This window comes from Bradyrhizobium sp. WYCCWR 12699 (genome assembly GCF_032144035.1).
Lineage (GTDB): Bacteria > Pseudomonadota > Alphaproteobacteria > Rhizobiales > Xanthobacteraceae > Bradyrhizobium.
Window position 1 is genome coordinate 16,366 of the sequence record NZ_JAVTJN010000012.1, and the last position, 10,924, is coordinate 27,289.

Annotated in this window: 10 protein-coding genes; all 10 read left to right on the plus strand. The window is 66.5% G+C overall.

The genetic code is table 11. The features are described 5' to 3' along the window. Window positions 1–66: 66 nt before the first annotated feature. Entirely contained in the window at window positions 67–1,335 is a 1,269-nt protein-coding gene (locus tag RPS27_RS08665) for a DUF1236 domain-containing protein (protein ID WP_313753960.1), read from the plus strand. 446 nt (window positions 1,336–1,781) lie between these two features. Then, window positions 1,782–2,597, plus strand: a complete 816-nt coding sequence (locus tag RPS27_RS08670) for a sugar phosphate isomerase/epimerase (RefSeq protein WP_211417016.1) — start codon at window positions 1,782–1,784, stop codon at window positions 2,595–2,597. 29 nt (window positions 2,598–2,626) lie between these two features. After that, window positions 2,627–4,264, plus strand: coding sequence for an ABC transporter substrate-binding protein (locus tag RPS27_RS08675; RefSeq protein ID WP_212068642.1), 1,638 nt, complete (start codon window positions 2,627–2,629; stop codon window positions 4,262–4,264). Between the two features lie 3 nt (window positions 4,265–4,267). Next, entirely contained in the window at window positions 4,268–5,251 is a 984-nt protein-coding gene (locus RPS27_RS08680) for an ABC transporter ATP-binding protein (RefSeq protein WP_212068643.1), read from the plus strand. Continuing rightward, on the plus strand, window positions 5,248–6,234 hold the full coding sequence (locus tag RPS27_RS08685; protein WP_212068644.1) for an ABC transporter ATP-binding protein: 987 nt from the start codon (window positions 5,248–5,250) through the stop codon (window positions 6,232–6,234). Before RPS27_RS08680 ends, RPS27_RS08685 begins: the two co-directional genes overlap by 4 nt. Further along, complete coding sequence (locus tag RPS27_RS08690; protein WP_212068645.1) at window positions 6,234–7,163, plus strand: ABC transporter permease; 930 nt, start codon at window positions 6,234–6,236, stop codon at window positions 7,161–7,163. Before RPS27_RS08685 ends, RPS27_RS08690 begins: the two co-directional genes overlap by 1 nt. Then, complete coding sequence (locus RPS27_RS08695) at window positions 7,160–8,020, plus strand: ABC transporter permease (protein WP_313753961.1); 861 nt, start codon at window positions 7,160–7,162, stop codon at window positions 8,018–8,020. The genes RPS27_RS08690 and RPS27_RS08695 overlap by 4 nt, the downstream gene beginning before the upstream one ends. A 275-nt stretch (window positions 8,021–8,295) precedes the next feature. Continuing rightward, window positions 8,296–10,146, plus strand: coding sequence for a dihydroxy-acid dehydratase (ilvD, locus tag RPS27_RS08700; RefSeq protein WP_212068647.1), 1,851 nt, complete (start codon window positions 8,296–8,298; stop codon window positions 10,144–10,146). A 221-nt stretch (window positions 10,147–10,367) separates the two neighbouring features. After that, window positions 10,368–10,691 carry a hypothetical protein gene (locus RPS27_RS08705; RefSeq protein WP_194408298.1) on the plus strand — a complete coding sequence of 108 codons (324 nt, stop codon included), beginning with the start codon at window positions 10,368–10,370 and terminating at the stop codon, window positions 10,689–10,691. Window positions 10,692–10,712: 21 nt separating this feature from the next. After that, on the plus strand, window positions 10,713–10,924 hold a 212-nt coding region (locus tag RPS27_RS08710), incomplete at its 3' end, for a hypothetical protein (protein ID WP_313753962.1).

Consider the following 10,924-nt stretch of genomic DNA (forward strand, 5'->3'; position numbering starts at 1 on the left):
CTGAGGAACCTTCGTCGCGACAGAGCGTTCGCGTCTGTTGCTGCGACATTGTCGAGGAGAGGGATCATGCGTAAACACTTGATGTTATCGACTGCGGCCGTCGGGCTTATGCTCGCGTCCGGCTTGGCCTATGCCCAGGCCCCCGGTGAGCGCCGAGATGAGCCGCGCCGAACCGAAGAACCGGCGAAGGGCGCTGCCCAGCGCGGCGGCGTTCAAGAACGCGTTCAGGAACGAGTCCCGGAGCGCGCACAAGGTGCCCAGGAGCGCCTGCAGGGCGCGGGCCGCGAGGAGAAGGGCGGCGCTGCCAAGCAGGAAGCGGCCGACGACAAGCGCCAGCCGGCCAATTCCGCCGAGCGCAACCAGCCCAAGACGAAGGATCAGGCACAAGAATCCCGCGAGCCTGCGCGTGATCGCAACCGCGAGGCCGAGAGCGCCAAGCCGAGCCGCGACAGCGGCAAGAGCAGCGCCGAGACCAAGCAGGACAAGTCTGCGCCGCAGAAATCGACGGCCGAGTCCGAGAAATCCAAGACCGGTCCTGCTGCTCAACAGAACGAGCGGACTGGCGCTGCCGCCAACCAGAAAGAACATAACCAGCCGCCGCGCAATGCAGCCGAGCAACAGCCGGCGCAGCAGAACAACCGGCCGGCGACCGCGACCGACACCAACCGGACGGCTCCGACCAACAATGCGCAGACCGCCCCCGCCACCTCGGGCACGCAGACCAATCAAGCCAATCAGAGCACGCAGACCAACACGCAGGTCAATCAGCAGACCCAGGTGACGTCCGAGAAGCAGGTGCAGATCTCCGAAACGGTGAGTCGTACACGCCTGGCGCAGCCGGAGCGCAACCTGAACATCTCGATCCGGATTGGCGAGACGATCCCGCCACGCGTCCGTCTCTACCGGGTTCCGCCGGAGATCGTCTCGATCGAGCCGGAATATCGGGACTACGAATATTTCGCCACGGAGGACGATGTCGTCATCGTGGAGCCGCGCACGCATCGCATCGTCAGCCAGGTGCCGCGCGATCCGTCGCGGGCCCGGGCGCAGATGAGCGGCGGCGCTGCCTCGTCGAGTGTGGCCGCCGCCGGCAGCGCGACGGGCAACAACGTGAACTGTCAGGTCATGCGGCGTGACGCGTCGGGCAATGTCGCCCAGGCAGAACCGTCGACCGTCGGCTCGACCGCGCGCACGGATTCGCTAAGCGTGATTGTCCAGATGCCCGGCGGCGGCTCGTCCGCCCCGATTGCCCTCGGTGCCCCCGCAGGCAACATCGTGGTCGCGACGCAAGGGCAGGGCGACTGCACCGTGACGCTCGAGCCGCAGACGCGCTGATCGAACAACCAGGCCGAAACGACAACGCGCCGCCCGGATGCCCCACCGGACGGCGCGTTGCTGCGTTCGATTAGAAAGTTTCGAGGTCCGGAGTGCCTAGGAGTCCGGACCTCGTCACCTTGCCCCAGCCTTCAATCCCCCGCCCCATGTGGTCCCCCAACCCCATGTAGCGCGATCAGAGGGTGATGCCCGTGGAAGTGGCCGCCGATCGATGTCCCGCGATGTACGCGAAGGCTGGTTAGGATTCCATTCCGGATCACTACGGACACGAATACCGATTGCCATGTCGTTCGACATCGGCATCGCGGCGCGGTCGTCTAAATCCAGAGCGCGCGACCGGCAGGATGTCCACATCTCATAGTGCTACCGGAACCCAGGTTTCACCGGCCTGTCATTGAATTGGTCTAGCGCTGCTCCCGTCATCGCTGACGGCCAAGGAGCAAGCCATGTCGAAGCCGGTGCTGGGCGCCGCATTGTCCATCAAATCGATCCCTGCGCATCGCGACTGGCTTCTGGAGCGGCAGCGCGATCTCGAAATCCAGGACTTCTTCCGCGCGGATCTTCTGGACAGCGACTGGCGCAGTACGGCCGGGGAGATCAAGCAGATGCTGTCGGGCCATACCGGACGGCTCGGCATCCACGGCCCGTTCTGGGGCTTCAAGATCGACAGCCACGATCCCATGATCCGCCAGGCGGTGACCAAGCGCCTGCTTCAAGGCCTGGATGCCGCAGAATTCCTCGGCGCGACCCAGATGGTGATCCATTCGCCGTTCACGACCTGGGACCACAACAATCTCGATCTTTATCCCGATAACCGCGCCAACATCGTGGAACGCGTGAAGGCGACGCTGGCGGAGGTGATCGCGCGCGCGGAGACCATCGGTTGCGAAATCGTCATCGAGAACATCGAGGACAAGGATCCGCGCGACCGCGTGCGTCTCGCCAAGGCGCTCGAAAGCGCCAAGGTCCGCGTCTCGCTCGATACGGGTCACGCCAATTACGCCCACATTTCCACCGGCGCGCCGCCTGTCGACTATTACGTCGAGACCGCCGGCGACATGCTGACCCACGTGCATCTGCAGGACACTGACGGCTTTGCTGACCGGCACTGGGCGCCGGGCGAGGGCAACATCCCCTGGGTCGCCGTATTCCGCGCGCTGGGACGGCTGACGTCGAACCCGCGCCTGATCCTCGAGCTTCGCAATCACGACGACGTCCGCGCCGGCGCAGCCCATCTCGCCGCGCTCGGCCTCGCTGAATAACCGCAACATCCAGGGCAGGGATCACCGCCATGAGCAGACTTACCCGTCGTATCATCCTGAAATCCGGCGGCGCGGCCGCCAGCACATTCCTGCTGCCGCGCTTTGCCATCGCGCAAGGAGACAACCGTCCGACGGTGACGATCGCCGTGCAGAAGGTCACCAACGCGAATGTGCTCGACGTGCTGCGCGAGCAGTCCAATGTCGGCGAGCGCGTGTTCTTTTCCTCGATCTGGGAAGGCCTGATCTCGAAGAACTGGCGCGGCAACCTCGAAGCCGTGCCGGGCCTTGCCACCGAATGGCGCCGCATCGACGACCAGACCGTCGAGGTGAAGCTGCGCCAGGGCGTCAAATTCCACAATGGCGATGAGCTCACGGCCGAAGACGTCGTCTTCACCTTCAGCCGCGAGCGCATGTTCGGCGAGACCGAGGCCAAGAGCCGCTCCACCATCCAGGCCTTCGAGAAGATTCCGACGCCGCGGCCCGGCAAGGAGCTGCCGCCTGACGTGCCCGCCGTCGCGCGCCGCATCTGGCCGGACCTCGTGCGCGTCGATGCCGTCGATAAATACACCGTGCGCTTCTACAACGCGACGCCCGACGTCACGATCGAAGGCCGGTTGTCGCGCTACGGCTCCGACATCATGAACCGCCGCGCCTGGGACGAGTCTGCGAGCTATCTCGACTGGGCGCGCAAGCCGGTCACGACTGGTCCCTACAGGGTCGTCGAGCTCAAGCCCGACGTGTCGCTGACCCTGGAAGCGCACGACGAATATTGGGGCGGCCGTCCGCCGCTCAAGCGCATCCGCTTCCTCGAAGTGCCTGAGGTCGCGAGCCGCATCAACGGGCTCTTGTCGGGCGAATACCAGTTCGCCTGCGACATCCCGCCGGACCAGATCGCCGGCATTGAGAAGAATGCCGCGTTCGAAGTGCAGGGCGGCACCATCCTCAATCACCGCCTGACCGTGTTCGACAAAAACCACGCCGTGCTCGCCAACCCGCTGGTGCGCCGCGCCTTCACCCACGCGATCGACCGCCAGGCCATCGTGGACAGCCTGTGGGCCGGCCGAACCCGCGTGCCGAAAGGCCTGCAATGGGAGTTCTACGGCGACATGTTCAATGCCGACTGGAGCGTGCCGGCTTACGATCCGAAGCTCGCGCAGGATCTGTTGAAGCAGGCCAATTACAAGGGTGATCCGATTCCGTATCGCCTGCTCAACAACTACTACACCAACCAGGTCGCGACTGCGCAGGTGCTGGTCGAGATGTGGAAATCGGTCGGCCTCAACGTCCAGATCGAGACCAAGGAAAACTGGTCGCAGATCATGGAGCGTGCGCCGACCCGCGCCGTGCGCGACTGGTCGAACTCGGCGGCCTTCAATGATCCGGTCTCCTCGCTGGTCGCCCAGCACGGCCCGAACGGCCAGCAGCAGCAGATCGGCGAATGGACCAATGCCGAGCTGAACAAGCTCTCGGAGTTCCTGGAGACCTCGACCGACCGCGCGGCGCGCAAGAAGGCGTTCCGCCGCATGCTGGAGATCGCCGAGCGCGAGGACCCCGCCTACACGGTGCTGCACCAGAACGCGACCTTCACGGCCAAGCCGAAATCGATCAAGTGGAAGGCATCGCCGGCCTTCGCGATGGATTTCCGCGCCGGCAATTTCGAGGCCTAGGCCGTGACGTCGCTGGTCAGCATTCAGGATCTGCGCGTCGCCTTTGGCGGCGTGCCGGTCCTGCGCGGGATCGATCTCGCGCTTGGCAAAGGCGAGGCCGTCGGCCTCGTCGGCGAGTCCGGCTCCGGCAAGTCGGTCACTTGGCTTGCCGCCCTCGGGCTTCTGCCACGGCATGCGCAGGTCTCCGGCTCGGTGCGGCTCGAGGGGCGCGAGATCCTCGGCGCGCCCGCGGCTGCGCTTGACCAGGTCAGGGGCGGGCGCATGGCCATGATCTTCCAGGATCCGGCGAGCGCGCTCAACCCGGTGCTGACCATCCGCAGGCAGCTTTGCGAGGCGCTGGCCTTGCATCGCGATCTCCAAGGCAATGCCGTGAAGGCGGAAGCGCGGCGGCTGCTCGATCTCGTCGGCATCCCCGATGCAGGCCGGCGGCTGGAAGCCTATCCGCACGAATTCTCCGGCGGCCAGGTCCAGCGCATCATGATCGCGATGGCCCTCGCCGGAAATCCGGACCTCTTGATCGCGGACGAGCCGACCACCGCCCTCGATGCCACCATCCAGGCGCAAATCCTGGAGCTGCTCTCGACAGTCCGCCGCGAGTTCGGCATGGCAATGGTCCTGATCAGCCACGATCTCGGCGTCGTCGCGGAAAACTGCGACCGCGTCGCGGTGATGTATGCCGGCCGCATCGTCGAGGAAGCTCCCAGCGACCAGCTCTTTGCCGATCCCTTCCATCCCTATGCGCAGGGCCTGATCGGCGCGCTGCCGCCGCTCGACGGACCCCGCCGGCGCCTCACCGCCATTCCCGGTACGGTGCCTGATCCTGCGAAGATGCCGTCCGGTTGCGCCTTTGCGCCGCGTTGCACGTTGGCCGCAGAGTCGTGCGGCCTTGCGGCACCAACCCTTGCACCGATCGCGAATGACCGCAGCGTTGCCTGCATCCGCGCCGAGGCCTCGCGCCGTGCACTGCTCGGGATCGCTGCCGAATGAGCGCGCCGCTCGTTGAGGTGTCTGCGATCTCGCGCAGCTACGCGATGCGCTCCGGCATGTTCGGCCGCGCTACGGCCGTGCACGCCGTCGACGGCGTATCGCTGACGATTGCCAGGGGCGAGACGCTGGGTCTCGTGGGCGAGTCCGGCTCGGGCAAGTCGACCACCGGCCGCATCGTGCTCGGCCTCGAGCCGCCCGATCGCGGCGAGGTGCACTTCGACGGCAAGCCGATGGCCGTGCAGGGAACGGCCGCGTGGCGTGCGCAGCGAGCAAGCATGCAGATGATCTTTCAGGACCCGCTCGGCGCGCTGGACCGGCGCCTGCCGGTCGCGGCGCAAATCTGCGAGCCCCTCGACATTCACGGCGTCGGCACGCCGGCGATGCGCGACGAGCGTGTCCGCGAGCTCCTGCGCGCGGTCGAGCTGACGCCCGCGCATGGCGCGCGCTATCCCGGCGCGCTGTCCGGCGGCCAGCGTCAGCGCATCGTGCTAGCGCGGGCGCTCGCCACGAAGCCCGATTTCCTGGTCTGCGACGAGCCGGTCAGCGCGCTCGACGTCTCGATCCAGGCCCAGGTGGTGAACCTGCTCTGCGATCTCCAGGCCGAGCTGTCGCTGACGCTGCTGTTCATCAGCCACGATCTGCGCGTCGTCAGGCAAATCAGCGATGTCGTCGCCGTGATGTATCTCGGCCGCATCGTCGAGATCGGCAGCGCCGATGATCTCTTTGCTCGTCCCGAGCACCCCTACACCCAGGCGCTCGTCTCGGCATCGCCGGCGCCGGGCCGCCGCAGCGCCGGCCGCGTCGTGCTTTCAGGCGATCCGCCGAACCCGGCGGCGCGCCCACACGGCTGCGCTTTCCATCCGCGCTGCCCGCGCGCCATCGCGCGCTGCGCAAGCAAGGTGCCGGCGCTGTCTGCCGTCGGCGGTGACAGGCAGGTGGCCTGCCATCTCGTGAAAGGCGCCCAAACGCAGGACGCCGCGTGATGGGACGCTATGTCGCCATTCGCATTGGACGGGCCGCGCTCACGATCGTGCTTGTCGTCACCTTCGCCTTCGTCGTGCTGCGGCTGTCAGGCGATCCCGCGCTGATGATCCTGGGGCCCGAGGCGCCGCCCGAGGTGCTCGCTGCGTTCCGCAAGGCCTGGGGCCTCGACGATCCCATCTGGTTTCAATATCTCGATTATTTCGGCGCCATCGCCAAGGGCGAGCTTGGCCGCTCCATGCGTGATGGCCGGCCCGCGATCGAGCTGGTGCTGGAGCGGATCCCGGCGACGCTGGCGCTGACGCTGCCGGCGTTCTTCTTCAAGCTCGCGCTCGGCGTTCCCGCCGGCATCTACGCCGCGCTGCACCGGGGGTCCGCCATCGACCGAGCCGTGATGACGACGGCGGTTGCGGGCTTTACCGTGCCGAGCTTCGTGCTCGCGCTGATCCTGGTGCTCGTCTTCTCCGTGCAACTCGGCTGGCTGCCCTCGGGCGGGCAGGACAGCTGGCGTCACGCCATCCTGCCGATCGCGACACTGAGCCTGGGAGGCGCCGCCGTGCTGGCGCGCTTTACCCGCAGCGCCATGCTGGAGGTGCTGGGCCAGCCCTATATCCGCACCGCATCTGCCAAGGGCGTGCCGTGGCGCAAGGTAGTGACGTCGCATGCATTGCCGAATGCCGCGATCCCGACCGTGACCATTTTGGGATTCATGGTGGGTACACTGATCGCGGGCGCGGTGGTGGTGGAGAGCGTGTTTTCCTGGCCGGGAGTAGGGCGGCTGCTCGTCGTTGCGGTTGCCAACCGTGACCTCGCCGTCGTGCAATCCATCCTCTTGCTGGTCGCGATGACCATGGTCACCTCGAACCTGGTCGTCGATTTCCTCTATGGCTTCCTCGATCCGCGCCTGCGCGCCAAGGGGGCGCACGCATGACCGACGCCACGTTGAAGGACGCAGACGTACGTCGCCGCATCAGCCTGCCGGCGATCCCGGTCTCGGTTGCGCTCGCCATCACCTGGATCGTCGCGATGCTGGTGATCGCGGCCTTCGCCGAGAAGATCGCGCCCTACGGTTATACCCAGCTCGATTTGCGCAACCGGCTGGCGGCGCCCGGCAATTTCGCGCATTGGCTCGGCACCGACGAGCTCGGCCGGGACGTGCTGTCGCGTCTGCTTGTCTCGATCCGCATCTCGCTGCTGATCGCCTTCGGTGCAACCGCGATCTCGGCCGTCGTCGGCACCATGCTTGGCTTCCTCGCCGCGCATTTCCGCGGGGTTGTCGAGCAGCTCGTGCTGATGCTGACCGACTTCCAGGCCAGCATGCCCTTTCTGATCATGGCGCTGGCCGTGCTCGCCTTCTTCGGCAATTCGCTGCCGCTCTTGATCGGCCTGATGGGATTGTTCGGCTGGGAGCGCTACGCCCGCATCGCGCGCGGCCTTGCCATCTCCGCCAACGCGCAAGGCTACGCCGCCGCGGTCCGCCAATTGGGCGCGACACCGCCGCGGATTTACCTTCGCCACATCCTGCCCAACATCGCCTCCACTCTGATCGTCTCGATGACGCTGGTCTTTCCCGAGGTGATTCTGATGGAATCAGGCCTGTCCTTCCTCGGCCTCGGCGTGCAGCCGCCGATGACCAGCCTCGGCAACATGGTCGGCTATGGCCGGGAATACTTGACGAGGGCGCCATGGATCATGCTGGCCCCGGCGACCACGATCGTGGTCACGACGCTCGCCGTCTCCGTCATCGGCGACTGGCTGCGCGACCGGCTGGACCCGACCTTGCAGTAGGTCTCGTGTCCCGGACGCGGTGCGGCGCGTAGTGCCGCTCCGCTGGGCCGGGACCCATGCCTCCGCGAGTTTCTGGGCCCCGGCTCAGCAGCGCACCGTCGAAGTGACGCTGCGCTGCGTCCGGGGCACGACAGAGAGCCCGCGCCGGGAGCAGGGGAGCCCTGTCATGCCCAAGTTCCCGTTGCGCGCGTTCCCCGGCTGCGCTATCCGGCCACAAAGGCCTGAGGCGGCTTCCATTTTCCCGCTCAGGCACCAACCCGAGGACGGAAACCGCCATGCCAGCCTATCGCTCCCGCACCACCACCCACGGCCGCAACATGGCGGGCGCCCGCGGCCTCTGGCGCGCGACGGGCATGAAGGATGCGGATTTCGGCAAGCCGATCATCGCGGTCGTCAACTCCTTCACCCAGTTCGTGCCCGGCCACGTCCATCTCAAGGACCTCGGCCAGCTCGTCGCCCGCGAGATCGAGCAGGCCGGCGGCGTGGCCAAGGAGTTCAACACCATCGCGGTCGACGACGGTATCGCCATGGGTCATGACGGCATGCTCTACAGCCTGCCGTCGCGCGAGCTGATCGCCGACAGCGTCGAGTACATGGCCAATGCGCATTGCGCCGACGGTCTCGTCTGCATCTCCAATTGCGACAAGATCACGCCGGGCATGCTGATGGCAGCGCTGCGGCTCAACATCCCCGCCGTGTTCGTCTCGGGCGGCCCGATGGAGGCCGGCAAGGTCAAGCTGGCCGGCAAGACCAAGGCCGTCGATCTCATCGACGCCATGGTCGCCGCCGCGGACTCCAAGGTCAGCGACGAGGACGTCAAGGTTATCGAGCGCTCGGCGTGTCCGACCTGCGGCTCCTGCTCGGGCATGTTCACCGCCAATTCGATGAACTGCCTGACCGAAGCGCTCGGCTTGGCGCTCCCTGGCAACGGCACGGTGGTCGCGACCCATGCCGACCGCAAGCGCCTGTTCGTCGAGGCCGGCCACACCATCGTCGATCTCGTCCGCCGCTATTACGAGCAGGACGACGCATCCGTGTTGCCGCGCAACGTCGCGAACTTCAGGGCGTTCGAGAACGCGATGACGCTCGACATCGCGATGGGCGGCTCGACCAACACCGTGCTGCATCTGCTCGCCGCCGCCCATGAAGGCGAGGTGAAGTTCTCCATGCAGGACATCGATCGTCTCTCGCGCCGCGTGCCCGTGCTCTGCAAGGTCGCGCCCTCGGTCGCTGACGTGCATGTCGAGGACGTGCATCGCGCCGGCGGCATCATGGGCATTCTGGGCGAGCTCGATCGCGCCGGCCTGATCGACACCTCGGTCTCGACCGTGCATGCGCCGACCATGAACGATGCGCTGGAACGCTGGGACATCAAGCGCACCAAGAGCGATGCGGTGCGCACCTTCTTCCGCGCCTCGCCCGGCGGCATCCCGACCCAGGTCGCCTTCAGCCAGGAGCGCCGCTACGACGAGCTCGATGCCGACCGCGAGAAGGGCGTCGTGCGCGATCTCGAGCACGCCTTCAGCAAGGACGGCGGTCTCGCCGTGCTCTACGGCAACCTCGCGCAGGACGGCTGCATCGTGAAGACCGCGGGCGTCGACGCCTCGATCCTGAAGTTTTCCGGCCCCGCGCGCGTATTCGAAAGCCAGGACGCAGCGGTGGAGGGCATTCTCGGCGGCAAGGTCGTCGCCGGCGAGGTCGTGGTCATCATCTATGAGGGGCCGCGCGGCGGTCCCGGCATGCAGGAGATGCTCTATCCCACGAGCTACCTGAAATCGATGGGCCTCGGCAAAGCCTGCGCGCTCGTCACTGACGGCCGTTTCTCCGGCGGCTCGTCGGGCCTCTCGATCGGCCATCTGTCGCCGGAAGCGGCCGAAGGCGGCAACATCGGTCTCGTCCGCACCGGCGACATCATCGCGATCGACATCCCGAACCGCAGCATCAGCCTGGAGGTCTCCGACGAGGAGCTCGCCAAGCGCCGCGCGGCGGAAGAGGCGAAGGGCGATGCGGCCTGGCAGGCGCAGGGGCGCAAGCGCAACGTCTCGACCGCGCTGCAGGCTTACGCCGCGCTCACCACCAGCGCCGCGCGCGGCGCGGTACGCGAGGTAAAGCGTCGCTCGAAGTAAGCTTCGCATCATCCGCGTAGGCTGCGGATGGTCAACAAGTCCTGAACGGCCGGCGCAAGCCGGCCGTTCGCGTTAAGGATGCCCCGACGAACTTCGGCGGCCCTGGATTTTGCGGCGTATAATGCGGCCACCTTCGCAAATCCATTTCGGGCAACTGGGGCACCATCGCAATGTCTCGTACTCTCGCCGTTGTTTTCTCGACCGCCGTCGCAGCAATTTCCATGACGGGCGCGGCTTCCGCCGGCTGCTACAATTGCTACGCGCCGCCGCCGTGCCAGACCTGCTATCAGCAGCAATACGTCGCGCCGCAATACCGCACCGTCGACGAGACCGTGATGGTCTCGCCGGGCTCCGTCGTTGCGCACCGCACGCCCGCGCAATACCGCACCGTGATGGTGCCGCAGACCGTGATGGTCGCGCCGCCCAGCGTCCAGTATCAGCGCATCCCGCCGCAATACGCCACGCGCCAGCGCGTTGAGATGGTCTCGCCCGGCTATTCCTATTACGCCCCGGTGCAGATGAACTGCGCGTCCTGCGGGTACTGAGCCAGCGGAAGCAGACCGGCTTTGAGCGGCGCTCCTCAGGGGCGCCGTTTTCTTTTGCGAGCAAAAAACGAGGCCCGGACATGGAGACTAATCCTGCCGGGCCTCGCAACCGGCGACGCCCTGGGAGATGTCGCCAGTGTCCGGATTGCCGAAATGTCGGCGCGCAGCGGCGCCGAGCCTGGCATCAAGCTAGTGGAACAGGCTGACGCTCGCCTGACAGGGCGGGCGGGAGG

Bases quoted from the DNA above. Each gene is read 5' to 3' on its own strand.
- RPS27_RS08665 (WP_313753960.1), top strand. From the start codon at position 67: ATGCGTAAACACTTGATGTTATCGACTGCGGCCGTCGGGCTTATGCTC.
- RPS27_RS08670 (WP_211417016.1), top strand. From the start codon at position 1,782: ATGTCGAAGCCGGTGCTGGGCGCCGCATTGTCCATCAAATCGATCCCT.
- RPS27_RS08675 (WP_212068642.1), top strand. From the start codon at position 2,627: ATGAGCAGACTTACCCGTCGTATCATCCTGAAATCCGGCGGCGCGGCC.
- RPS27_RS08685 (WP_212068644.1), top strand. From the start codon at position 5,248: ATGAGCGCGCCGCTCGTTGAGGTGTCTGCGATCTCGCGCAGCTACGCG.
- RPS27_RS08690 (WP_212068645.1), top strand. From the start codon at position 6,234: ATGGGACGCTATGTCGCCATTCGCATTGGACGGGCCGCGCTCACGATC.
- RPS27_RS08695 (WP_313753961.1), top strand. From the start codon at position 7,160: ATGACCGACGCCACGTTGAAGGACGCAGACGTACGTCGCCGCATCAGC.
- ilvD (WP_212068647.1), top strand. From the start codon at position 8,296: ATGCCAGCCTATCGCTCCCGCACCACCACCCACGGCCGCAACATGGCG.
- RPS27_RS08705 (WP_194408298.1), top strand. From the start codon at position 10,368: ATGACGGGCGCGGCTTCCGCCGGCTGCTACAATTGCTACGCGCCGCCG.